Genomic DNA, 23,656 nt, shown 5'->3' with positions numbered 1-23,656 from the left:
ATAAAAAACCATTCAGGCGGTGATATTTGCTAAACTTACGACAAATAGTATTCAAAATCTTTCTTATTAATATAGAGCTTTTAGGGTAAAAATATGAGCCAACAGATAACTGAGCAAGTAATCACTAGTGGAAACAAAGAAGCCATCAAAGTCGGTGTCATCGGTGCTGGTGGTCGTATGGGGCGTATGCTCATCGAAGCCGTACAAGATAACACGCAAACCACGCTTAACGCCGCGATTGAACGCCAAGGATCTAGCCTTGTGGGTGCAGATGCTGGCGAAGTCGCTGCTATCGGATGTTTAGAGGTGCAAATTGTCGACGATTTGCAGACAGTGATAAATGACATCGATGTGCTGATTGATTTTAGCTTGCCTGATGCCACTGAACAAAATATGCAGATTTGCGCGGCCAACGATGTGGCGATGGTCATCGGCACGACTGGCTTCAATGAGCAACAAGAGCAAGTATTGGCAAAGGCAAGTGAACAAATTGCCATCGTCTATGCGGGTAATTATTCAACAGGCGTTAATCTGTCATTAAAGTTGCTCGGCATGGCGGCAAAAGCATTTGGCAATGATGCAGATGTAGAAGTCATTGAAGCGCATCATAAGCATAAAATCGATGCACCGTCGGGTACGGCTTACATGATGGCAGAAGCGGTCGCAGAAGCACGTGGACAAAACCTAAAGGACGTTGCTGTCTATGGTCGTGAAGGGCAAACGGGCGAGCGCGAAGCAGGCACTATTGGTATTCATGCCATTCGCGGTGGTGAAATCATTGGTGATCATACCGTGATGTTTATTGCTGACGGTGAAGTCGTCGAGATTACCCATCGCGCGCGCGCACGGATGACCTTTGCAGCTGGCGCTGTACGTGCCGCAACTTGGGTTATTCAGCAAAAAGTCGGGCAATATAATATGCAGGATGTGTTGGGTTTAAATGACTAAAATTTGAATGATTAATGTTTGAGTGATTATAGCTTCTTGATTGCTGGTGTGATGGGTGCTGAATAGTGGTGAGGATAGGCGTATGAATAAGGCTAAATTGACTATAAGAGCTAAGCTCAGTAGCGCTTTGACTTCTCTCAAAAGTGCTAGCTACGTACTTCAAACAGTATTTACCCTGACCTTTAGCGTAATCATAGCTATCTTACCAGCCACCGTACAAGCGGCCACTTACCAAACCTACGTCATTCATACCTATGGTGGCGATGCATTATTGCCATCAGTGCGTCAGCAGCTAAATACCAGTCGCGATGGTGGCACAGTTGCAACTTATCAGGATAAGCTGGTACTCCGCACGACTGCTGCCAACTATCAGGCAATACAGCAGCTATTGAGCCAAATTGACCGCCAACCACAAGCGTTAACGGTCGCTGTGCGTGTGGGCAATAATAGCAGTGCTAAAGATAGTATCCAGCAAGGGCAGGTTATTATCACCAATCGAGGTATTCAAGGCGCAGGCATGATTAACCAGCGCAACAGCCAACAGCAAACAAATAATTTATATCAAGTACAAACGCTGTCAGGCAGTGCCGCGAGTATCAGCACAGGCACGCTCTATGCGCTGACTCAGACTAATACGTACCCAACTTATAATCGCCCGTCGGGACAAATTATTATTCAGCAGCAAGTATTATTGCCAACGACGCAAGGTATTGCCGTTACGCCAAGGCTGCTTGCTAATGGTCAAGTCGAAGTGCAGTTATCACAAGTTGAAGAGAGGCTCGTGCGTTCTAATGCGTCTTATGATCAAAATAGTCATCAAGCCATTCAAGGTCAGCGCTTAGATAGTACCATTATCGTGCCACGTGGACAGTGGGTGACTATCGGTCAGATTTCACAGAATAGCCAAACCCAACGCTCAACTTATGCAAGTAATCGCGCTATGAATAATACTAACAGTACGCCAATCTGGATAATGGTGCAGTAGCATTGCATGGATTGATATTGTTTTTGTCATAAAAAAGCGCGGCACTGCTAGTCACAGTACCGCGCTTTTCTTATTTCTGACCATTCACTGAGAATTAGTCAATATAAATCACTTCTAACGGTGGAAAACCATTGAACTCAACAGATGAGTAAGAATTAGTATAAGCACCAGTGGTTAACCAAAAGATTTTATCACCAATTTCCAGCTCTTCTGGCAACTGATAGCCTGCTTCTTCATACATGATATCAGTCGAATCACAAGTTGGACCGGCTAACACGACCGTACCTTCGCTGGTTGACGTTTCCATCTTAGGCGTATAAACCGGATACTTGATCGCTTCACCCAAGGTTTCAATTAAGCCTTGGAATAAGCCCACATCGGTGTATACCCAACGCGTCAAGTCGGTGTTCGACTTACGCGAAATGAGCACCACATCGCTGACCAGCACCCCTGAACCACCAACCAATGAACGACCGGGTTCTAGGATAATCTCTGGCATGTCTTCGTCATTATAGTCATCCGTCAAATAACGAGTGATTTCTTCAGCATAGACTTTTACCGGATTGACTTCACTGATATAGTTGGCTGGAAAACCGCCACCTAGGTTAATCATTTGCAGCTTAATATCTTCTTCGTTTTTCATCCAGTCAAACATATATTTGACTTTGGCTAAAGCATCATCCCAAGCGGCAACGTCTTTTTGTTGGCTACCCACATGGAACGAGATGCCATAAGGCACCAGACCTAAATCACGGGCTTGAATCAACAGCTCAATCGCCATATTCGGATGACAACCAAATTTGCGGGATAATGGCCATTCAGCGGTCTCAGAGCCTTGTACTAAGATACGGACAAAGATTTTTGAACCAGGGGCATGCTTAGCAATATTTTTTAAATCGGCTTCTGAGTCAGTCGCATACAAATCAATGCCTTTCTCAAATGCATATTTGACATGTTCCGCTTTTTTGATGGTGTTACCGTAAGAAATACGCGATGGCTCAACGCCGCAGTCAAGGACACGGTCAAGCTCATAAATGGACGCACAATCAAAGTTTGAACCAAGCTCGGCCAGTAAATTAATGACCTCAACTGCAGGGCTGGCTTTCATCGCATAATGCAACTTGGCATTCGGAAAAAAACCAACCATTTCATGATATTTGGTTTTGATACGGCTAAGGTCCACCACTAAAAATGGGGTTTCGCGACCTTCGGCAGCTTTGGTGAATTTCTGCCAGCCGGCAGGGTCAAAATATTGGTCAATTTTGATCATGGTCATGGTAGGAAACCTTTAATAAAAACAATATGTGGTGGATAATAAAAAATAGCGTCGCTTTAGAATGATCGAGCAAAAAATCCCCAAACGCTCTAAAGACGGGTTGTATTAAGCATTGGTGGTTTGCGGCTGTTTTTCAGCGGATTGCTCACCCTGTTTTTCACGTATTTTGAGCACTTTACGAACTTTGTCACGCGCTCGAGTTTGTTTGAGACGTGATAAATAATCGACGAATATGACCCCATTCAGATGATCCATTTCATGCTGAATACAGACGGCAAGCAAGCCTTCTACTTCTTCATCGATTTTTTGACCATTCTCATCTAAGGCTTCTATACGCACTTTGTTTGGGCGCTCAACACTGTCATAGACTTCAGGTACGGACAAACAACCCTCTTCGTATGGTTGCTTTTCTTCCACTAATGGCGTGACTTTCGGGTTAACAAAAACCTTAGGATCATTTTTGTCTTCTGACAAATCGATAACGATGAGCTGGATATGACGATCTACTTGACTGGCAGCCAAACCAATACCTTGGGCATCATACATGGTCTCAATCATATCAGCGATTAAGGTTTTTATTTCAGCAGTGACTTCCTTGACAGGCTTTGCAAGGGTGCGTAAGCGCGGGTCTGGATAGCTTAAGATAGGGAGTAATGCCATACGGCTCACCTCAATAATAAATATAAAATAGTGGAGCTATTATAAGATAAATGGGGACAAAAGTAATGCTTATCAATGCCACCTGTTGATATCGCTGTGTTTATGTCGCTATGGATAAGCGCAATACAGCCAGACAATAAAAAAGGTCTCGCTTATCGCCAGACCTTTTTTTGTGAATCGTATATCACATTAAACGTGATTAGATACGACGCTTGCTCATAATCATCTCATAGATGAATAGTAAGATTATGGCACCGATTACTGAGAATATTAGACCAGTAAAACCACCGTCAGCATTTATGCCGATTAGTCCAGCCAAGAAGCCACCTACTAAAGCACCAACAATACCCAATACGATGGTCATTATCCAACCCATAGGGTCGCTACCTGGCTTGATAGCTCGTGCCAATAAACCTGCGACCAAACCTACAATAATCATCCAAATAAAGCTCATATCATTCTCCTAAATTTATTATCAATTATATGTTATTTATTAATTCGTTTATTAATTTCGATAACTACATTGTAGGGACTGTCTAGAACTAAAGGTAAGCGCGAAATGTTACCAGTGTATGAGCTGTGTGAGGAAAACTATCGATTTGCTAAGATACACGTAGGATAGGTAAATGAAAGGTTAAGAAGGTAGCGAAGTCGCAAACGCAACTCATGACTTATCAGTTGCGTTTGCAAATGCTGAGACATTCCAAAATAATCAAAAAGTCTGATAATAAAAAAGCGTTGCTCTTTCATAATAAGCAACGCTCTTATTCAAAACCAAATCTGTACTAGCTTGGGCATGTCATCAATTGGCACATTGATACATTTTACATAGCCTTGTTACGTGGCCTTTTTATATAGCTTTTTTATATAGCTTTTTTATATAGCTTTGTTATATAGCTTTGTTATGTAGCGCAGTTAATAAGCGTTGATGAATACCTTCAAAACCACCATTAGACATAATCACAATGGCGTCACCAGCTCTTGCATGCGTGTCGATATGTTCGATAATGGCATCGACACTAGAGAGCACTTGTTGGTTGCTCATAGTGGAGTTTGTAGTATTAGTGCCTGTAGCAGTGGCCTGATCAATGACGTCTTTTAGACCCCATTCTAGTCCTGTCGGCTCATACCACAGTGTATAGTCGGCGAGAGCCGCGGACTCAGCCAAGCTGTCTTGATGAATGCCCATTTTCATGGTGTTACTACGTGGCTCAATGATGGCCCAAATACGTCTGTTCGCTAGTTTCTTTTTGGCACCATCTAACGTAGTGGTAATGGCAGTGGGGTGATGGGCGAAATCATCAAAGACCAAGATGTCATTTACCTCACCGATCAGCTCCATGCGACGTTTAATACCAGCAAAGGCAGACAATGCAGCGCAAGCCGTTTTGACACACACACCAACATTATAAGCTGCCGCAACAGCCACCAGCGCATTATTCACGTTATGAATACCGCTCATCGACCAATCCACGACTCCCGTGGCGTCTTTATCCGCAGCGTCAGCAACAAAACTTACGCTAAACTGACCACCATCTTCGCTGATAAGCTCAGCCTGCCACTCGCTGTTATTGTCTAAATTATCATCTTTTACATTGGTAGTGTTTGCTGCTGAATCGAGCACGGTGGTTCGCCAAACGGGTGTCCAAACGCCTTTTGCCAACGTATCCTCTAAGCTAGCAGTCGCCGCGGGCATAATGATTTTACCAGTGCTCGGAATCATGCGCACCATATGATGAAATTGGGTCTGAATAGCATTGAGATCCGCAAAAATATCCGCATGGTCAAATTCAAGGTTATTTAAAATAGCCGTACGCGGGCGGTAATGAACGAACTTTGAACGCTTATCAAAAAATGCAGAGTCATATTCATCTGCTTCAATGACAAAATAGCCAGTATTTGCCGAATCGTCATTATCAATTTTGTCAGCGCCCAAATAACTGCTGTGAGCGAAGACCTGCTGTAAACGCTCATCAGTGGTATCGACAAGTGGCACACCGCCGATTAAAAACCCAGTGTCGATACCTGCATAATGTAATATCCAAGCGAGCATGGTCGTCGTCGTGGTTTTGCCGTGAGTACCGGCAACAGCTATCACATGACGCGATTGCAATACCTGCTCAGATAAAAACTGCGGCCCTGAAGTATAGCGTAGACCCGTGTCCAGCATATACTCGATGACATCCATGCCGCGCTTCATGGCATTACCAACGACGACCAAATCTGGCGCTGGTTGCAAATGCGCCACCAGATAGCCTTGCTCAATGGTCACGCCCGCGTTTTCAAGTTGGGTGGACATCGGCGGATAGACATTGGCATCTGAGCCTGTGACCGTATGTCCAAGCTCGCGCGCCAGCAAGGCCAACGAGCCCATAAAAGTACCACAAATACCAAGAATATGAATATGCATAGACGTTCCGTGCGAGCTTAAATGAAAAGAATAAAAATACAGTATTATCCCAAAAATTACCGATATCAACCGTGGCTTTTTAGGACACACTTAACCTAAATGTCGCTATTACTGGTTATATTGCTGTAGCAAGAACTAAAAGTAATCGCCAACCAATCAGGAGGGCAGACAAGGGCTTATTGTAAAGTAAACACTGTTGGATGACCAATAAAAAACGCCCGATAGATAGGCGTCATTCAACGGATGGTTTGGCTTATTTAGCATCATTGGATGCCGCGATATTAGGGTGTGTTTGATCCTTCGACGATAGTATTAAAAGCGCCTATTTACGACTGTCCAACATACCCTAAATATTTTGTGCCGCTGCTTTTTTATTTGCGTGACAGCGTGTAGTCGTTGTCAGGTTTTTTATACTCGTCTATCATCACCAAATGGTTGTCTTGGATATGGTAAGTTTCGATATTTTTGCTTTCATAAACAATCGTAATCGTATCATTGTCTTGTCTATAGATACCCGACTCAAGCAGTGGCTGGCGCGGCGGCTCAGCATTGTTATAGAGGCTCTTTTTTAGTACTGAGCCATCAGCAAACAAGTTCAAAGTAATGTCGATATTATCGCAAGACGAGCAAGGAACCATACCACCATAATCGCCCATCAATGTAGCTTGTAGCGCACTATCATTATTCGACTCTGAAATCATCGGTGCGCTACGTGCATGCGTGTCATCAGTGGGCTGTGCGGCGCTAATAAGGGATTGTCCAGTATCTGCATTAGCCAGCGCATCAGCGTTCGCTTGCCCATTGTCTTGCGAGTCATCGGCGACCCCTTGCAGGTCAGAGCGCTCCGCATTATCGACGGGGGCAACTTTAGTGCTCACCCCTTTATTAGTCGTAGACGAAGAACTGTCGCAACCGAGAAGTAGCAAACAGATGGGCACCGCTAACAGCAGTCGACCAGAGCGTTTTATGGTTTTAGAAGTAGTAGAGAAAATAGACGTAAGATATATCATGGCATACCAAAAACAGTTTTTAATATAGATTCTAGAAACGTTACGAGTATTGTCAGTTAAGATCGATTTGGCGCTATTATCAGGGACAAAAGCGGACAAGCTTACCGAGACTAAATCAGCATTAGGCGCTGATAGTATGCGTTTATCGGTTGGTATCGATCAGTAATAGGGTCAAGCTTATTAGGGCGTGTCTTCAATTCACTCGATAGTCATCTAAATGGGCTAAAAATGGCTAAATCTTGCCAAACATCGTCAAATAGCTGGTTAATATCCCGATATTATCTGCGCTATTTTTCTTGTTTGACGGCAATTTATCTCATTTTTATCACCATTTTTGAAATGAAGACACGCCCTAGATATTTAACTTATTAGACATGGTACTTATTAGGCAATGGCTTGCAGTTAATGACAGGATAGCCAAAGCATATCCTTATGCCAACTGTGCACATAAGCTTTCATACAATATCAAAGCATCACAGATGCCTATGTGGACTTTTTGTTATCAAGCGGTATGATAAAGAGGATAAGTGGGATGAAGGGGCAGTGAATGCAGTGAACAAGGGCGTTTAGAATTAGTAATGACGATAAAGAAAGAATAAAAAAATGGCAAACCTCTATATCTAGAGAGTTGCCATTTTATGAAAAGATAAAGGGTTACCGTTTTATTGAACCGTCAACCGCTTCAGTTATCATTAAGCACAACGAACAGCTGCGGTAGGGCGGATGATACGCCACAATATCAGTACGTGTACGATTAATAGAATACTAAAAAGAATCAGTGATTGCTCAGGAATACTTAAGCCCATAAGTGTCCAGTCGACAGAGGCGCATTCGCCAGAACCTGCAAAAACTTCTTTAAACACTTGCAGAATAGGAAGGGTGTCCATCCAATAGTTCAGACCTGGACCACACGAAGGGACTTGATCAGCAGGTAGATGTTGTAACCAGACATGACGCGCAGCAACCGCAGTCGCCCAGCCAATACCTGCTAAGCTACCAAGCCATAATATGAGTCTTACCACTTTAGATTTTGGATTAAACAGTGCTGATATTAAGGCAAAACCGCCCATTACTATGAGGCCAACACGTTGAAAAATACAAAGTGGGCAAGGTGATAGACCCAGATGGCGCTGTAAATAGAACAGTGCAAAACTCATTCCTATCACTGCCATTAATACTAAAAATACTTGCAAGTTACGATAAGTGGTTAGCTGTTGCATTGGTCGAGTACTCTTATAATATAATCAATAAAACACTATCAGCAATAACAAAGGTTAATTAGCGGTACTGTTGTAAGAAGTCCATAAAGTCTTCTGTTTCAGCCACTTCAATCTCTGCTTGCTGTAGTATTGATTTTTCAGCCAATACTTCATATTTGGCTTGGGTATTGGGGCTAAGGGTTTGCTGCAATAGAGAGTCACGATGCTGCTGCGCTAGGGTAAAGCCCAGCTGCCATAAACTGCCTAGACGCTTGCTATCAGAGTTTACTTGCGCCGATATGGTCGACTCAGAATGTCCTGCTTTGCCTTGCATCAACGCCACCGCCGCACGGTAATCATTGCCACCATAATGCGCATCGAGTAGGGCTGCTAGTGGTTGCATACGACCTAAGTGCATCAGCATCCAGCTTTCTAGTGACTGCTCCGCACCATTGTTAATGATGTGCAAATTGTCACGGCGACCTTCATTGACCACGCGCTCAAGATTGATGGCCAAAGCTTCTTCCTCTTCAGGCATCAATTCAGGCGAATCATTTAGCAAGCAATACAGCGCCATCACTTCTAAGAAACAAGCACTAGATAGACGGATACCGATATCGCTATACGGATCAAGATCGATGGCGCGGAACTCGACGTAAGCAATCCCGCGACGCTCCAGTGCCTCGGTAGGGGTCTCGCCACTCATCGCAATTTGTTTAGGACGTATCGGGCTATAGTATTCATTTTCTATTTGCAGAATATGATTATTAATCTGGATAGGATTGCCATCAGCGTCATTTAAACCAAGCTTCTCAAAGCTCTCATGTGGCGTTTGAATCGCACGGCGCAGTCCAGCGACATATTCTGGTAGATAGTTATAGCGGATATCAAGGTGTTCTTGCACACTATTGGTATAGCCAAGCTTGCCCATACGTAGGCTAGTGGCGGCAGGCTTATAATAGGTTGAATCGTTCAGCAGCTCCAAATCGTGCTCGCGCCCTGATATAAAGCAAGGGCACACACTTGGACTGGCACCTAACAAATACAGTACCAGACTGGTTAAGCGCTTGAAGTTGCGAATAAGCCCTAAATATTTCTCGTTCTTGAAATCTGTCAACGTTTGGGTTGGGGCGGCGGGTGCTTTCGCTTGCCACGCTTCAAACAGGCCATCACCGAAAGATAAGTTGTAATGTAGACCAGCGATGGTCTGCATGCGGCGACCATAACGAATGCCTAGACCACTGCGATATAGGGTTTTTAGCTTACCAGTGTTAGAGCTGCCATAATTCGCCAATGGGATATCTTCATCTTTGGACGACAGCATACATGGCATAGACAGTGGCCACATCAGCTCACCCTCAGGCATACCCTGATACACCAATACGTGCAGCTGACGCAGCATGTTTAGCGTCTCTTTTGGGGTGGCTTTTGGGTCGGTGATGAGCTCAAGCAAGCTCTCTGAATAATCAGTGGTGATAAACGGATGGGTGAGTTTTGAGCCAAGTTTGGCTGGATGCGGGGTCTGTGCCAAAAAACCATCAGGCTTAACGCGTAAGCCCTCTTTTTCGATACCGCGGAGCATACCCGTTAAATGCTGAGTATCAAACCAATTGGGGATTTCAAAGCTAACAAAGCTAGGCACAAAATTACTCATAATAGTCATCTATTGTTATTTGTTATGGCGGCTCAAAACACGACTGGTGTATGACCATCAAAGAGGTGGGTATTTAGGTTGATAATGACGTCAGTTTAGCTCAAAGCGGCCCTGAAAACCACGGACAATTACAAATACAATAAGCTTTAGGCGAAGTGATTTGTCTGGATTTCGGCACTTTTTTTTAGGAAAACTGGTCAAGAATACAGCTTGGTTATTACTACTAGGTCTTTATAAAAAAAGCATCTACCCGAGAGATAGATGCTTCGACTGTCATATTTCGGGCTATTTAACATAGTGCTACAGTCTATTCAGATTAAATAGAGAATGACGACCCACAGCCGCAAGTCGTGGTTGCATTTGGATTGGTCACGACAAAGCGTGCGCCTTCTAATCCTTCGGTATAGTCAACGGTAGAGCCTTGCAGATACTGATAACTTAGCGAATCGACAACCAAGGTCACATCGTCATTGTCAAAGTTGGCATCATCTTCATTCAACTCATTGGCAAAGTTGAAACCGTAAGAGAAACCTGAGCAGCCACCGCCAGTCACATAGACGCGTAGCATAAGATCGCTATCACCTTCTTCTTCACGTAGGCGACGTACTTTTTGTGCGGCACTATCAGTTAGGCTTAATATCGTTGGATCTACTGGCTGGCTTGAGCTTGGGCTAAATTGGTTGGCTGATTCGTTCATATCTACCTCAGTTGCTAGGATCAAATGCGGTCGTCGTCCTGTTTGGGTTTGCAACTGACATCGTTGCAAATAAAGATACGCGCGGCGTTTGATTCGATTGGGTGCTGTCGTTATGGCAAAGTCGTTGCAATATTATAAGGTTGGTATTTGGGCTACTACTATATTAATAGTCTGCTGGCATTAATCTTTTGGCAGTATATCATAATGGGGGTGACGATTCGTTTGTCAAGAGTGACAGTCGTCAACGCGGGTTTTATGACAGGCTTTTTTAGTATAATAACTGATTGGTTTTGAAATAGTTATTTAATCGTTTGCCTATAAGGCAAGCGTTTGAAATAATAGCCGCCAGTCAGCATGCCAGATGTGTGTTTTTCTTATTGCCTTATATTTTATATTACTGTTGAGATGAAGAAATTATATGATCGAATTTAAAGACGTTGGTGTTCGCCGTGATGGTCGTGAATTGTTTGCAGGTGCAAGCTTCCAGCTCCATCCGGGCCACAAAGTTGGCTTAACGGGTAACAACGGCACTGGTAAATCGACCTTGTTTGCTTTACTGCTGACTCGAATGGGCACTGGCGATACCGAGGTCACACTTGATAGGGGCGAAGTGAGCATCCCTGATAGCTGGCATGTGGCGCATATGGCGCAGGAAGTTGGTGCAAGTAGCCAGTCTGCGATTGATTATGTATTGAGCGGTGATGAGCAATGGTATGAGATTAATGCCTCTTTGAATGATTTGAGCAGCGTTAGTGATGAGCAGATTGGGGTGTTGCATCAGCAGTTCGACGAAATTGATGGGTATCGCACACCGACCAAAGCCGCGCAAATCATGGCAGGTCTTGGCTTTAATACGAGTCAGCATGAGCTACCGGTAGAAGGGTTTTCGGGTGGCTGGCGCATGCGTTTGAACCTTGCCAAAACCTTGATGAGCCGTGCTGATCTTATGTTACTCGATGAGCCAACCAACCATTTGGATTTGGATGCGATCCTTTGGCTAGAAACGTGGATCAATGCGTTTACCGGTCTAGTGATCGTCATCTCGCATGACCAAGCATTTTTGGATGCGACGGTTGGTCATATTCTTCATGTAGAACAACAAAAAATCACCCTTTATACGGGTAACTATCAGCAGTTTATTCGTACTCGTCATGAGCGTATGGCGCAGCAGCAGCAAGCATTTGAAAAACAAGAAGCGACTAAGGCGCATTTGGATGACTTTATTCGTCGTTTCCGTGCCAAAGCCAGTAAAGCCAAGCAAGCGCAGAGCCGTATCAAGCAACTTGAGCGTATGGCTGAGCTGTCACCAATGATGGCGGACAACCCGTTCTCGTTCCGCTTTTATGAGCCAGCAAATATGAGCTCACCGCTGATTGAGTTGACCAAAGCAGATATTGGTTATAGCGACGTACCACTGCTGCATAATGCCAATGTGCAGGTGACGCCGGATACGCGTCTCGGCTTGCTAGGCATGAATGGCGCAGGTAAATCAACACTTATTAAGGCATTGGTGGGCGAGCTTGGCGTATTAACAGGAACGTATCGTGTCTCTGATACCCTTAAACTTGGCTATTTTAACCAGCATCAAATGGATATTCTTGATGCAAAGGCCACCCCAATAGAGATGTTGCGTCGTCTAGCAGGCAAAACGTCTGATGCGATGCTACGTTCGTTTTTGGGTAGTTTTGACTTCCGTGGAGAGCGCATTGATACCCCAAGTGAATTATTCTCTGGTGGTGAGCGTGCGCGTTTGACGCTAGCATTAATTGTCTGGCAACGTCCGAACGTCCTTGTCCTTGATGAGCCAACCAACCATTTAGACTTGCAAATGCGTCAAGCATTGACCATCGCGCTACAGGGCTTTGAAGGGGCAGTGGTACTTGTTTCGCATGATCGCGAATTGATTGCGAATGTCTGTGATGATCTGTTTTTGGTACATGATGGTATTATCGAAGAGTTTGATGGTGACATCAGCGACTATGGCAAGTGGCTGGCAGAAAAGCGTAAACAAGAGAATGCACCAGATAAAAACACTGGCAAGAAAAAAAGCAAAAAAGAGAGCAAGAAGTTCGTTTCACGTGAAACAACTGACAGTCAAATCAGCAATAAAGCGTCTAATGCACCCTCAAAAAACAAAGCCGCTGAGCCTACGCTTAGTAAAGAAGAGCAGCGGAAACTGGCCGCCGAACAACGTAAGCTGACCGCACCAATTCGCCGTGAAATTGAAAATATAGAGAAAGCACTGGCTAAAATTGATGCGCAGTTAATTGCTCTAGAAAAAAAACTGGCCAACACGGATCTCTATGAAGACAGTCGAAAGTCTGATTTATTGGTGTTGCTCAATGAGCAAACCGCGCTACAGCAGCAGCACAGCGACCATGAAGAAAAGCTATTGCTAGCGATGACCACGCTAGAGGAAATGGAAGCAAATGCTCGTTAAGCAATATGGTTAGCACAATTAACGGCTTATTGTATGGTCGCTAATTGATAAAATCAGACATAAAAAAGGGAGAGCGTTAGCTCTCCCTTTTTCATTACATTATTCCTTACGGTATCTACCATCACCATAAGAGAGTATCTTCATACTGGTCGTACAAAGTTGACAGTCTATCTTACCAGCAGCTGCTTTAGATAAATCAAGAATGCGTCCTCGGATGAAAGGTCCTCTATCCGTAATTTTTACTATCACGCTCTGCTTTGTCTTTCTATTGGTCACTTGTACCTTCGTACCGAATGGCAACGTTCTGTGCGCCGCAGTCAAGGAGTTCATGTTGAAGATACTGCCACTGGCTGTGCGCTTACCATGAAACTTATTACCATAATAGCTGGTGTTACCGGCAAAAACGGTGGTAGTCAGCAGTAGTGATAAAGTGATAACTAAAGACTTGATGAAATAAGACATTTAATACCTTTAAACGATTTATAAAATAGACAGATAAGCTTGCCTATATTATTCATACTCCCTATGAGTATAAACATTATATTCATTTTACAATACATAGCTTGTCATATCCTTACCGTTCTGTAAAAGAACGCTAGAGGTCACATATTCACATATCGAAAATTAAGAAAATGGACCGTTAAAGTGCAAAATACAGCACGAAATCCAAAGAAAAACCATTGTGTTGTAGATGATATTAGCAGTGATTTGAGCAACATTTTTATAGTGGTTAGGCCTTATAAAATAGTGGCTGTGGCTGAATCTTTAATCAATTTATTAAAAGAACTTAACGCTGTTATATTTTTAGTAAAAACTGAACATAAGTTAATGTAAATAAAACTTGCCAGATTCTTACATTTTTGTAAAGCGTATCAACTGGGATATTATTCTAGGGCGTATCTTCATCTCAAAAGTGGTATGTTGAACAAGTTGCGATGGTTTTAGTCGCTGCTGCCATGATTTTTTTTGGCGAGAATTTCAGCAGACCCCAATATAATGACGCAGGCGAAAAATTAAATATTTATTCATTATCCCCATATTATGTATTAACTGAATTTATTAGAAATAAATACGATAAGGAAAAACAATATGGCAGAGAAAAATTACTATGACATTTTAGGGGTCAAAAAAGACGCCTCAGACGCCGATATCAAGAAAAAATACCGTAAGCTCGTCCGTCAATTCCATCCTGATGTCAGTGACGATCCAGACGCTGACAATAAGATTGCTGTGATTAATAACGCTTATGAGACCATCCGCGATAAAGACAAGCGTGCTGAATACGATGCGATGCTAAACAATCCGTTTGCTGGTCAAGGTGGCGCTAGTGGTTTTGGTGGTCAATCAGCGGGCGGCGGGCAGGGCGGTTTCCGCTGGGAAGACATCAAAGACCAGTTTGGTGAAGGTGAAGCGTTTGGCGATGGTAGCTTTCGCTTCGATGATATCTTTTCGGCATTTGGTCGCGGTGCACGTGGCTCAACGAATGGGCAGGCAGGTGGTCGCTCTCAAAATGGTGGCTTTGACCAATTTGGTGGCGGTTTTGGGACGCAAGATAGCAAAGGTCAAGACCAACATGCAGAGATTACCGTTGATTTGTCTTCGGTGTATAGCGGTGACGACTACAGTATTAAATTAAACGTTCCGGTTCGTCAGCCTAATGGCAGTGTCGATTACGAAAATAAAACCCTCAAAATTAAAATTCCTAAAGGCATCACTGATGGCAAACAAATTCGTTTGACAGGTCAAGGTGCGGCTGGCGGCGGTAATGGTAAAAACGGTGATTTATTTTTAAAAGTGAAAATCCGTCATGCAGACAATATTCGTATCGAAGGTGTTGATGTTTATCAAACCGTCAACATCGCCCCATGGGAAGCCGCGTTGGGTGAAAAAATCAACCTCACGACACCAGCAGGTACGCTTGGTGTGACGATTCCTAAAAATAGCAAATCCGGTAGCAACTTGCGCTTAAAAGGTAAGGGCATCCCTGCCAAGCAAGCGGGCGATTTGTATTTAACTTTAAACATCGTCAACCCTGATATCAGTACCGAAACCGCTACCCAAGCTTATGAGCAGCTGAAACAAGCTTTTTCTGATACCAATATCAGTCGTTAATGACCGCCAAGAAATACCTAAATCGAAGCAGAGATAAAGACCATACGATAACAATAAAATAAAGAGCAAACGAGGATAATCGCTATGAAACACTCGCCTGAATTTACCGATATTATCATGAGCTTAGATGAGCTAGTATCGGCCTGTGGCCAAGAGCGCCAATGGGTTATCGAATTGATTGAAGAAAATATCATCGAATATGATGTGCCAGAACGTCAGCAGTTTACTGGCTATCAGCTAACGATTGTACGCCGCGCATCGCGTTTGAGTCGTGACTTTGAAGCCAGCGTGCCAGCGATTGGTTTGATACTAGAGCTATTAGGTGAGGTGGAGCAACTCCGCCAATTAAAACAGCAGCTAGATATGCAAGCACCAGTGATTGAAGTGGATATTGAACACTCAAAGCAGCCGCATTAGCAGTAAAGATCAGATAACAAAAAAGGGCCTTATTAGACCCTTTTTTATTGCCAGAATGAATAACGAACTAAAGCTTAACGAGAATACGTTGGATCAGCAGCTGCCGTAAATAGTACGTCAGTTGACGAATTCAGTGCTGTTTCTGCCGAGTCTTGTATCACACCGATGATAAAGCCAATTGCCACCACTTGCATGGCGATTTCGTTTGGAATACTAAACAAGCTCGCCGCCAATGGAATCAGTAGTAACGAACCACCAGCGACACCAGATGCACCGCAAGCACTAATCGTTGCCACCAAACTTAGCAGAAGCGCTGAAGCAAACGTCACTTCGATACCCAAGGTATGCGCCGCTGCAAGTGTTAAGACGTTGATCGTAATCGCCGCGCCTGCCATATTAATGGTCGCACCCAGTGGAATCGTCACTGAATAAGTATCTTCGTGCAGCCCAAGCTTACGTGCAAGGTTCATGTTGACGGGAATGTTGGCAGCCGAACTACGCGTAAAGAAAGCCGTGATTCCTGACTCACGCAGGCAAGTGAATACCAGCGGGTAAGGGTTTTTGCCAGTCTTAACAAGGACAATAATAGGGTTGGCGACCAAGGCGATAAATAGCATACAACCGACCAGCACCATCAAGATACGCGCATAACCAGCCAACGCGCCAAAGCCTGTCTCCGCGACAGTATTAGCAACCAAGCCTAAGATACCAAAAGGCGCTAAGGCAATGACCCATTTCACCACTTGTGAGATGGCATCTGCGAAATCACCGACGACAGTACGAGCCGTATCGCTGGCTTGACGCAGCGCAAAGCCAATGATGATTGCCCATGCCAATATACCAATATAGTTGGCTTCAGCAATGGCGCTGATAGGATTGGCCACCAAATTCATCAGCAGATTGGTCAACACCTCTTTTAAGTTCGCTGGTGGTACTTGCTCGATAGTAGCGTTCACCAACGTCAGCTCGGTCGGGAATAAGAAGCTTGCGCCCACCGCAGTCAGGGCGGCCAAAAAAGTGCCGAACATATACATAATGAGCACGGGCTTAACGAAGACTTCATTGCCGCTACGATGCTGACTAATCGCTGCGATGACCAAAGTAAATACCAGTATCGGTGCCACCGCTTTTAGTGCACCCACAAATAGCGTCCCTAACAAGCCTAGTGCTATACCAGTATCTGGTGCTAGCCAACCAATCAATACGCCTAATATCAAACCAATAATAATGAGCGGCACCAGCCCTATACGCTGGTACATCGCAATTAGTGAACGCATCTATACATCCTCGATTTAGTCAATACTCCAAATTATTCATAAATGATGACCGCATTAACCTTGCTTAAAATATGCAGTGTACGCTCGGTTGCTTGGTTGCCATTTTGAAATAATTCGACTGTAAATAAGACAATTATAGTGAAAACAGAAAAATAATCGAAGGATGGTAGCATTTTTTAGGATAAGAGCCTACCTTTACCACCAACCGACATAGGCGGGACAGGTGAAGGTAGAGACTTAATATGAGAAAAATTGACGTGGATTCTCTGATGAGAAATCGTGCTTTTCGTGAGAAATGAGGAGGAATTAGGGCGCAGGCTGCAACTTAAACTTTAAAATGAGTCAGCTCATAGCCTAATTGTTGATAGGCTTTATATTTATTACGACCTTCTTGAACACTGGTCGCGTCAGGTTTAATCAGCTCAAGAATACGGGTAGGTTGTGCATTGCTGGTTGCTTGCATAAAAGCATTGACGGGCTGTGTTGTTGTATTAATAACGATACCGTTGAAATCTGCTGGCATATAGCCGCCAAGCAATACAGGTGCTAATCGTTTGTTAATATCAACCTCAGAATCATCGCCTTCAGTATTGTTAGCTAAAAGGCGTTGATGCGGTATAAAGCTTGTCGCTTCTTGTGCCCATAGCGCTTCATCAAGCGTCGACAGTAACGCATCATCTTCGACAAGAATCAGCAGCGATTGGCTGCTTTTATTGAGTGCCGTTTGGGTCAACTGACAAATAAAGCCCAAGAAATCTTGGGCTTTACTGTCGCTTAATACATAAAAGCTAACTTTCATAAACTGATTTTCATAAGTTGGTTGTTCATCAACGGATTAGACCATATTCGCGCTGTTTTTTAAATATTGCATAAATAGCGGTACAGGGCGACCAGTTGCGGCTTTATCTTTACCCGAGTTCCATGCCGTGCCAGCGATGTCTAAATGCGCCCATGCTTGACCTTCTTCGACGAAGCGCGATAAGAAGCATGCAGCAGTTACAGCACCTGCACCTTTACCGCCGATGTTTTGCATGTCAGCGATAGGCGAGTCGATCTGTGCTTGATACTCGTCATCCAACGGCATATGCCAGATGAGATCGCCAGACAGGTTGCTGGCATTTTCTAAATCAAATAAGACATCTTCATCATTACTAAAGACAGCCGAGCGGACATGACCCAGTGCAACCACGCAAGCACCGGTCAATGTGGCGACATCGATGATAGTTTTTGGTTGATAACGCTGTACGTAGCATAAAGTATCTGCCAATACTAAGCGACCTTCCGCATCGGTATTTAAGATTTCAACGGATTTGCCATTCATGGCTTTTACGATATCGCCTGGGCGCGTGGCATCACCTGATGGCATGTTTTCAGCACAGGCGAGAGCACCAACGACGTTGATCGGTAGACGCGCTTCACATAGTGCTTTAATTGTACCGAGTACAGAAGCTGAACCACCCATATCAAATTTCATCTCATCCATCGCCGCACCGGGCTTGATTGAGATACCACCTGAGTCAAACGTGACCCCTTTACCGACTAATACGATAGGCGCGTCATCATTTGTTGCTTGCACAGTGTCATCGTTCTTTTTAGAGGCTTTTTTGTTAGCAGCCTTGGTTGGTAGTTTATCAGTCAAGGCTTTTAGGCCGCCACTAACTTTGGCACTGCTAGTCGTGGATTTACCAGCGTCGGCGCTAAAGTTTGACTTACCGCGATACTCCATGAGTACCAGCTTGCCTTCTTTGGTAGAGCCTTGCGCGACTGCTAAGAAGCAATTCATGCCCAGCGCTGACATCTCATCTTCACCCAGTACGGTGACTGTTAATAGGTCAGGGTAGGTTGCTGCTAGCTCTTGTGCTTGTTCTGCCATGTAAGCTGGGAAGCAGATGTTACCTGGTTCATTGGCTACATCGCGAGTCAAGCTTTGACCAGCGAATACTGACTCTGCGAATTCTAATGCTGGCTGTAGTGATTCGTCAGCTAGTAGATAAATATCAGTTAGCGCAGGCATGCTTTGCTCAGATTTGTATTTGTCAAAACGATAGGTCGCGGCCAACAGATTGAGGGCAAACTGGCCAAATTGGTTTTCTTCAAGCGTGTCGCCTAACGCAACGGTAATAGAGGCTACCCGTTTTTGTGTGCTGCTATAGATGGTTTGAGTGATTTTTTGCAAGACTGTATTGTTGAGCTTATCAACGTTGCCAACACCGACCAATAATAGCTGGATAGGGTTTTGCTTAGTGGTTTTTTTATCACCCGCTAATGCATAATCAACTACCGTTTCGCCAGCTTTACCGTTGAAGTGCGAGACTTCGATCAATTGCTCGATACGGGTGCTATAGTCTGCCAACACCGATTGAGCAAGGATGTTTTTTTTGTCATCGATTAGGACGACTAGGCAGGCCTCATCTTTATTTTTGGCTTCTTTTTTTAGAATTTTTTGAGTATGAGTTTTTGGCAGGTGCTGAGATAATTTAATATTCATATAGTTATCCTTATTAGAGTTATAAATTTAGAAGTGCAAATCAGTGATGAAGACAATATCAGCATTTTACTACTCTTATGTCGCCTCACTATTTTTTAAATTGCTTATTATTGTAGTGTAGCATATCAGCGAATCGCTGCGCAGTCGGCAAGGGTTAGGTAATGTTTTCGTTTAAATTTGCTGCGCTATCTTGCTAAGGCGTATGGAACGTTCTACGACGAGTCTGCTAGTAATTGACAAAGAGTCAAAAGCGAGCTAAAAGCAGGCAACCGCCATACTATCGAATGTATGACGATTACGCACAGTGACATTAACCATTAACCAAGTCGTCAGTCGCAACCAAAGCCGCAAATCTATCTTGTAAGGCCGCCATGGCAGTATCGTGCATCACTTCAGCGCTGATGCCCTCTCTTGTAGCACTAGGAAGTGCGCGAGTGGCACAGGCATCATGGCAAACAAAATTATCAAAGCCTAAATCAAACGCCGCTCTGACGCTAGAGCTGACACACATATGACTCATAAAACCCGCAAAAATAATCTGTTTTTTTCCGGTCGCTGAGATAAGTGCTTGAAGCTGAGTGTCATGAAAGGCATTAGGATGCTTTTTGGTGATTATTTTTTCGCCATCCATTGGTTTTAGCTCGTCCATAATACCGACGTTAGCAGACAAGGGGTCAAAAACATTGCCATTGTCTTCGCCATGATGAGCGATATGAAAGATAGGAACGTCTTGTTTACGGGCTTTATCAAGCAATAGGCGCGCGTTTGCAGTGGCTTTGCTGCCTGCTTGACCTAATGGCATGGCGCCATCGACATATTCGTTTTGATAATCAATAAAGACGATAGCGCAGTTTGACCAATCAAGGGTATCAAATTCGCCACCAGCCAGCTCAAGTAGGGTAGAGGGATTAGACATTTTATTTATGCTCCAATAATTGTGGTAGAGATGAGTATTGACAATCAATCAGTCTAGCAATTAATGCTGCTCATATTTGTGACTTGATACGAATGACAAACAAACCTTTCTAAAAGCAAAAACACTGGCTAATTAAATTGACGCAATACCGCAGCCAGTCATGCCTTACCATTTATGCGATTTATTGACTACTGGTAACGTCTACCAGTGTTTATTCATGCTGAATCATGCGTCATCAGCAAGGCTTGGGTGATTTTTTAGCACACATTTCACAGTCATTTTTTATCAAAATATGCTAGCATTAGCGGTTACGTTTATCGCTTATCTTTATATCATTTGACTTATAAGTGGCACCGTTACGTTGATATCTATTTAAGTGTTTGTCTGTTTAGGCATTTGAGTAGCATTACGCTGGTAACACCATACTATTGCGCTTGGCTCTGTCAGTCAGCACGCGATACACCGTCCACATATCCACTGTTAAAGAGTACCTATTGTGATATTACGCCGCTACATGACCCAACAAGTTGCCTCAACCACCGCTTTGGTATTGGGGTTTTTGGTGGTTATGATGCTTGGTGGCCGTCTGATACGTTACTTTGGCATTGCCGCAGAAGGCAATCTAGATATCAGCTTATTATTTACCATCATTGGTTATAACTTGCCGTATTTTTTAGAGCTGATTTTGCCCTTGGCTTTTTTTATTGCTCTAATGCTGGTATTTGGGCGCTTATATGTCGATCAAGAAATGGCGGTTATCAACGCCAGTGGTGTCTCACGCGGCAAGCTGGCTCGGCTGATGACTCCCTTGATACTGGCCTTATTCGTTGGCGAGGCTGCATTATCAGTCGTCGGAAAACCGTGGGGTGTACGCTCATCTGAGGCTATTTGGCAGCAGCAAGCCTTTACCAGTGCCTTTGATTTGATTCGCCCCAATGAGTTTATCAGTAGTGGCAATTACCATCTCTATGTTGGCAGCCTTAGCGACGACAAAAAACAGCTACAAGATGTGATACTTATTCAGTCTGAGCCAAAAGCTAAAGGTAGCAACGCTAAAGCGGCTGCCATGGATGTCGATAATACGATTGATCCTGAAACCGCAGAACAATTAGCGATTCCAGATGTACCGCAAGCGCTGATAAGCAAGGGCGATAAAAACATAAGTAAAGACACCATTACTTTGGCCAAAAGAGCCGAGCAAGTACAGACAGGTGACAAGGGCGTGACCCAGTTGGATTTATTCCAAGGGCGTCGTTACGAGGTCGGCGCGGGCAGCTTGAAGTATAACCAAGTCGGCTTTGATCGCTATCGCATTACCTTGACGGAATCCTCACAAGATGTGATCACCGAAGACAATATCGAAACCCAAGCAATCGGACCGTTATGGCAAGCGGCAACTGGCAGTGCCCAGTTCGGTGGTGAAAATGCGCTGCGTGCGGCACAGGGTGAGCTTGGCTACCGTTTTGCTTTGCCGTGGTTGATGATTATTGCACCGATGCTCGCTGTACCACTGGCGCAAGTACGTCCGCGCCAAGGTCGTTGGTTACGCCTATTTCCTTCGATTTTATTGTTTGTCAGCTGTGCGCTGGGTATCATTTCACTCAAAAACGCTGTGAGCAAAGGTAGTGTGAGCGTTTGGGCATATGCTTGGCTGATTTTAGGATTTATGGTATTGGCACTTTATATGAATTGGGGTAGCCGTGTGCAGCACCGATTGCGCTTTCGCAAACCAGAGAATAGGTCTTTAACAGTTGCCGATCATCAAAGCAGTGGCTCACAAGGAGGGCAGTCCTCATGAGTGCTTTATTCTCTAAATCTCCCAATGCTAACTCGCAAAACGCGAATGCTCAGTTTGCCAAAAAACCTGCCAATCTAAAAGTCCTTAGCCGTTACGTCAAACTGAATGCTTTGCTAGCAATCGTCGGAGCGGTTATAGGTCTGTGGGCATTACAACTGGTATTTTCTTATTTGTCTGAGCTGGATTCGTTAGATGATAGCTATACGATGGGTGAGGCGATTAAATATATCTTTTATCGATCGCCTTATTTTTTGGAGCAATTTATCCCAACTGGTGCATTGCTCGGTGCGGTTGTGGGCTTGGGTTTACTCGCCAATAAAAGTGAGTTGGTCGTCATGCGCGCCGCTGGCGTCAGCGTCTATCGCATCGTTGGCTGGGTATTACAGCCTGCTTTGATTTTTGTACTGCTTGCCTTGCTCATCAATCAGTTTATTTTGCCGCATTCTAATCAATTGGCAAAAGAGATTAACGATGAAGACAGCACCTCGTTGGTCACATCGGTGCGCGGTTATTGGACAGTGCAACCACGTTTTGAGAATACAAAAGCTGGTCGTACCAAGCCGGATGGTAGCGATATTTTGTATATAGATTATGCCGATGTGCAAGGCAATATCGGCGAGGTCAAACGTTGGCATTTAGACAATAATGGCAATCTACAAACGGCTGTTCACGCTGAGGGCGGGCAGTATATCGGTCGCGAACCTTTGGATACAGTCAGTAGCGAGCCGAGCGAGCAGTATCGTTACGAGTGGGCGTTGAATAACATGACCAAGCTGATGATTAATCAAGGCTTTGAGAGTAGCCAAGCGATCTCGCCGTCAGATACCTTAAGCTTGCCCTTTGCGCCTGAATCAGTATATTTGCTCACCCGCAAAGCCGAAGATCTGTCATTGACCCAGTTGTACGAGCATCGTCAGTTTATGCGCCAACAAGGTCAACGCTCTTTGAGTCATGAGCTGGCTTTTTGGCAAAAATTGCTATCACCCTTATCGATATTGTCGTTGGTGATCGTTGCTTGCTCCTTTGTCTTTGGTTCACTGCGGACGCATAGCTTGGGCTTGCGTATCGTGGTGGCATTATTGTTTGGCTTGCTGTTTAGTTATGTGCAAGACTTGGTTGGCTTTGTCTCATTGGCGACTGGATTTTCGCCATTATTGATGGTGCTATTGCCTATTATCGCTAGTGCGATATTGGGTGGATATTTGCTTAAGCGGCAGATGTAGTTAAGTGTAATCTTCTACAAAGAAGCCCGCTAAAACGATATGTTTTAGCGGGCTTTTTATTTGTGTCATGTTCAAAAATTTATATCATTCACAAAAATTAGAGTAGCAAGGAAAAAGAGTACAAGTACTACGCATTGTAGGCTAAG

Annotated in this window: 21 protein-coding genes; 8 read left to right on the top strand and 13 right to left on the bottom strand. The window is 44.1% G+C overall.

Annotation, left to right across the window (positions count from 1 at the left end):
• Positions 1-93: 93 nt before the first annotated feature.
• Positions 94-948 carry a 4-hydroxy-tetrahydrodipicolinate reductase gene (gene dapB, locus AAEY72_RS05760; RefSeq protein WP_352309784.1) on the top strand — a complete coding sequence of 285 codons (855 nt, stop codon included), beginning with the start codon at positions 94-96 and terminating at the stop codon, positions 946-948.
• An 82-nt stretch (positions 949-1,030) separates the two neighbouring features.
• On the top strand, positions 1,031-1,933 hold the full coding sequence (locus tag AAEY72_RS05755; RefSeq protein ID WP_352309783.1) for a secretin GspD/PilQ domain-containing protein: 903 nt from the start codon (positions 1,031-1,033) through the stop codon (positions 1,931-1,933).
• A 94-nt stretch (positions 1,934-2,027) separates the two neighbouring features.
• Here AAEY72_RS05755 and AAEY72_RS05750 read toward each other — a convergent pair whose 3' ends face one another.
• The 8 genes from AAEY72_RS05750 to erpA form a co-directional block, all read right to left on the bottom strand.
• Positions 2,028-3,203, bottom strand: a complete 1,176-nt coding sequence (locus AAEY72_RS05750) for a type III PLP-dependent enzyme (RefSeq protein WP_010197659.1) — start codon at positions 3,201-3,203, stop codon at positions 2,028-2,030.
• A gap of 111 nt (positions 3,204-3,314) precedes the next feature.
• Positions 3,315-3,869, bottom strand: coding sequence for a peptide deformylase (gene def / locus AAEY72_RS05745; protein WP_352309782.1), 555 nt, complete (start codon positions 3,867-3,869; stop codon positions 3,315-3,317).
• A gap of 199 nt (positions 3,870-4,068) precedes the next feature.
• Positions 4,069-4,323: a GlsB/YeaQ/YmgE family stress response membrane protein gene (locus AAEY72_RS05740; protein ID WP_010197661.1), complete on the bottom strand. Its 255-nt coding sequence runs from the start codon at positions 4,321-4,323 to the stop codon at positions 4,069-4,071.
• Between the two features lie 435 nt (positions 4,324-4,758).
• Positions 4,759-6,279 carry a UDP-N-acetylmuramate:L-alanyl-gamma-D-glutamyl-meso-diaminopimelate ligase gene (gene mpl / locus AAEY72_RS05735; protein WP_352309781.1) on the bottom strand — a complete coding sequence of 507 codons (1,521 nt, stop codon included), beginning with the start codon at positions 6,277-6,279 and terminating at the stop codon, positions 4,759-4,761.
• 371 nt (positions 6,280-6,650) lie between these two features.
• Entirely contained in the window at positions 6,651-7,289 is a 639-nt protein-coding gene (locus AAEY72_RS05730; protein WP_352309780.1) for a copper resistance protein NlpE N-terminal domain-containing protein, read from the bottom strand.
• A gap of 692 nt (positions 7,290-7,981) precedes the next feature.
• Positions 7,982-8,509: a disulfide bond formation protein B gene (locus AAEY72_RS05725; protein WP_352309779.1), complete on the bottom strand. Its 528-nt coding sequence runs from the start codon at positions 8,507-8,509 to the stop codon at positions 7,982-7,984.
• Between the two features lie 58 nt (positions 8,510-8,567).
• Complete coding sequence (gene gshA, locus AAEY72_RS05720) at positions 8,568-10,142, bottom strand: glutamate--cysteine ligase (RefSeq protein ID WP_194620562.1); 1,575 nt, start codon at positions 10,140-10,142, stop codon at positions 8,568-8,570.
• Between the two features lie 316 nt (positions 10,143-10,458).
• The gene (gene erpA, locus AAEY72_RS05715) at positions 10,459-10,839 is read right to left on the bottom strand and encodes an iron-sulfur cluster insertion protein ErpA (protein ID WP_227669969.1); all 381 of its coding nucleotides are present in this window, start codon (positions 10,837-10,839) and stop codon (positions 10,459-10,461) included.
• A gap of 418 nt (positions 10,840-11,257) precedes the next feature.
• On the opposite strand from erpA, the gene AAEY72_RS05710 reads away from it, so the two are divergent.
• Positions 11,258-13,279, top strand: coding sequence for an ABC-F family ATP-binding cassette domain-containing protein (locus AAEY72_RS05710; RefSeq protein WP_352309777.1), 2,022 nt, complete (start codon positions 11,258-11,260; stop codon positions 13,277-13,279).
• A gap of 99 nt (positions 13,280-13,378) precedes the next feature.
• On the opposite strand, the gene AAEY72_RS05705 is transcribed toward AAEY72_RS05710, so the two are convergent.
• The gene (locus AAEY72_RS05705) at positions 13,379-13,741 is read right to left on the bottom strand and encodes a septal ring lytic transglycosylase RlpA family protein (RefSeq protein WP_189583719.1); all 363 of its coding nucleotides are present in this window, start codon (positions 13,739-13,741) and stop codon (positions 13,379-13,381) included.
• Positions 13,742-13,924: 183 nt separating this feature from the next.
• Here AAEY72_RS05705 and AAEY72_RS05700 point away from each other — a divergent pair, with 183 nt between their 5' ends.
• The 3 genes from AAEY72_RS05700 (at position 13,925) to AAEY72_RS05690 (ending at position 15,808) form a co-directional block, all read left to right on the top strand.
• Positions 13,925-14,113 carry a hypothetical protein gene (locus AAEY72_RS05700; protein WP_194620564.1) on the top strand — a complete coding sequence of 63 codons (189 nt, stop codon included), beginning with the start codon at positions 13,925-13,927 and terminating at the stop codon, positions 14,111-14,113.
• A 255-nt stretch (positions 14,114-14,368) separates the two neighbouring features.
• On the top strand, positions 14,369-15,391 hold the full coding sequence (locus AAEY72_RS05695; RefSeq protein ID WP_352309776.1) for a DnaJ C-terminal domain-containing protein: 1,023 nt from the start codon (positions 14,369-14,371) through the stop codon (positions 15,389-15,391).
• Between the two features lie 84 nt (positions 15,392-15,475).
• On the top strand, positions 15,476-15,808 hold the full coding sequence (locus tag AAEY72_RS05690) for a chaperone modulator CbpM (RefSeq protein WP_352309775.1): 333 nt from the start codon (positions 15,476-15,478) through the stop codon (positions 15,806-15,808).
• Positions 15,809-15,882: 74 nt separating this feature from the next.
• Here AAEY72_RS05690 and sstT read toward each other — a convergent pair whose 3' ends face one another.
• From sstT to AAEY72_RS05670, 4 genes are all read right to left on the bottom strand, one after another.
• A complete protein-coding gene (gene sstT / locus AAEY72_RS05685) occupies positions 15,883-17,085 on the bottom strand; it encodes a serine/threonine transporter SstT (RefSeq protein WP_189583694.1) in 1,203 nt (400 codons plus the stop codon).
• Between the two features lie 325 nt (positions 17,086-17,410).
• Positions 17,411-17,884 (bottom strand): DNA polymerase III subunit chi, encoded by a 474-nt coding sequence (locus AAEY72_RS05680; RefSeq protein ID WP_352309773.1) that lies wholly within the window; start codon positions 17,882-17,884, stop codon positions 17,411-17,413.
• 36 nt (positions 17,885-17,920) lie between these two features.
• On the bottom strand, positions 17,921-19,573 hold the full coding sequence (locus AAEY72_RS05675) for a leucyl aminopeptidase (RefSeq protein ID WP_352309771.1): 1,653 nt from the start codon (positions 19,571-19,573) through the stop codon (positions 17,921-17,923).
• Between the two features lie 310 nt (positions 19,574-19,883).
• On the bottom strand, positions 19,884-20,489 hold the full coding sequence (locus tag AAEY72_RS05670; protein WP_352309770.1) for a cysteine hydrolase family protein: 606 nt from the start codon (positions 20,487-20,489) through the stop codon (positions 19,884-19,886).
• Positions 20,490-21,003: 514 nt separating this feature from the next.
• On the opposite strand from AAEY72_RS05670, the gene AAEY72_RS05665 reads away from it, so the two are divergent.
• Both AAEY72_RS05665 and lptG read left to right on the top strand, forming a co-directional pair.
• Positions 21,004-22,287 carry an LPS export ABC transporter permease LptF gene (locus AAEY72_RS05665; protein ID WP_502945354.1) on the top strand — a complete coding sequence of 428 codons (1,284 nt, stop codon included), beginning with the start codon at positions 21,004-21,006 and terminating at the stop codon, positions 22,285-22,287.
• Positions 22,284-23,510, top strand: a complete 1,227-nt coding sequence (gene lptG, locus AAEY72_RS05660) for an LPS export ABC transporter permease LptG (protein WP_352309768.1) — start codon at positions 22,284-22,286, stop codon at positions 23,508-23,510. The genes AAEY72_RS05665 and lptG overlap by 4 nt, the downstream gene beginning before the upstream one ends.
• The last annotated feature ends 146 nt before the right edge of the window (positions 23,511-23,656 follow it).

The sequence above is a fragment of the Psychrobacter sp. W2-37-MNA-CIBAN-0211 genome (assembly GCF_040309405.1).
GTDB lineage: Bacteria > Pseudomonadota > Gammaproteobacteria > Pseudomonadales > Moraxellaceae > Psychrobacter > Psychrobacter glaciei.
This window is presented reverse-complemented; position numbering and strand designations above follow the sequence as displayed.

Coding starts and splice junctions, on each gene's coding strand:
- AAEY72_RS05725 (WP_352309779.1), bottom strand. CDS start 8,509: ATGCAACAGCTAACCACTTATCGTAACTTGCAAGTATTTTTAGTATTA.
- AAEY72_RS05710 (WP_352309777.1), top strand. CDS start 11,258: ATGATCGAATTTAAAGACGTTGGTGTTCGCCGTGATGGTCGTGAATTG.
- def (WP_352309782.1), bottom strand. CDS start 3,869: ATGGCATTACTCCCTATCTTAAGCTATCCAGACCCGCGCTTACGCACC.
- sstT (WP_189583694.1), bottom strand. CDS start 17,085: ATGCGTTCACTAATTGCGATGTACCAGCGTATAGGGCTGGTGCCGCTC.
- AAEY72_RS05675 (WP_352309771.1), bottom strand. CDS start 19,573: ATGAATATTAAATTATCTCAGCACCTGCCAAAAACTCATACTCAAAAA.
- AAEY72_RS05755 (WP_352309783.1), top strand. CDS start 1,031: ATGAATAAGGCTAAATTGACTATAAGAGCTAAGCTCAGTAGCGCTTTG.
- gshA (WP_194620562.1), bottom strand. CDS start 10,142: ATGAGTAATTTTGTGCCTAGCTTTGTTAGCTTTGAAATCCCCAATTGG.
- AAEY72_RS05695 (WP_352309776.1), top strand. CDS start 14,369: ATGGCAGAGAAAAATTACTATGACATTTTAGGGGTCAAAAAAGACGCC.
- dapB (WP_352309784.1), top strand. CDS start 94: ATGAGCCAACAGATAACTGAGCAAGTAATCACTAGTGGAAACAAAGAA.
- AAEY72_RS05680 (WP_352309773.1), bottom strand. CDS start 17,884: ATGAAAGTTAGCTTTTATGTATTAAGCGACAGTAAAGCCCAAGATTTC.
- AAEY72_RS05750 (WP_010197659.1), bottom strand. CDS start 3,203: ATGATCAAAATTGACCAATATTTTGACCCTGCCGGCTGGCAGAAATTC.
- mpl (WP_352309781.1), bottom strand. CDS start 6,279: ATGCATATTCATATTCTTGGTATTTGTGGTACTTTTATGGGCTCGTTG.
- erpA (WP_227669969.1), bottom strand. CDS start 10,839: ATGAACGAATCAGCCAACCAATTTAGCCCAAGCTCAAGCCAGCCAGTA.
- AAEY72_RS05670 (WP_352309770.1), bottom strand. CDS start 20,489: ATGTCTAATCCCTCTACCCTACTTGAGCTGGCTGGTGGCGAATTTGAT.
- AAEY72_RS05690 (WP_352309775.1), top strand. CDS start 15,476: ATGAAACACTCGCCTGAATTTACCGATATTATCATGAGCTTAGATGAG.
- AAEY72_RS05730 (WP_352309780.1), bottom strand. CDS start 7,289: ATGATATATCTTACGTCTATTTTCTCTACTACTTCTAAAACCATAAAA.
- AAEY72_RS05740 (WP_010197661.1), bottom strand. CDS start 4,323: ATGAGCTTTATTTGGATGATTATTGTAGGTTTGGTCGCAGGTTTATTG.
- lptG (WP_352309768.1), top strand. CDS start 22,284: ATGAGTGCTTTATTCTCTAAATCTCCCAATGCTAACTCGCAAAACGCG.
- AAEY72_RS05665 (WP_502945354.1), top strand. CDS start 21,004: ATGACCCAACAAGTTGCCTCAACCACCGCTTTGGTATTGGGGTTTTTG.
- AAEY72_RS05705 (WP_189583719.1), bottom strand. CDS start 13,741: ATGTCTTATTTCATCAAGTCTTTAGTTATCACTTTATCACTACTGCTG.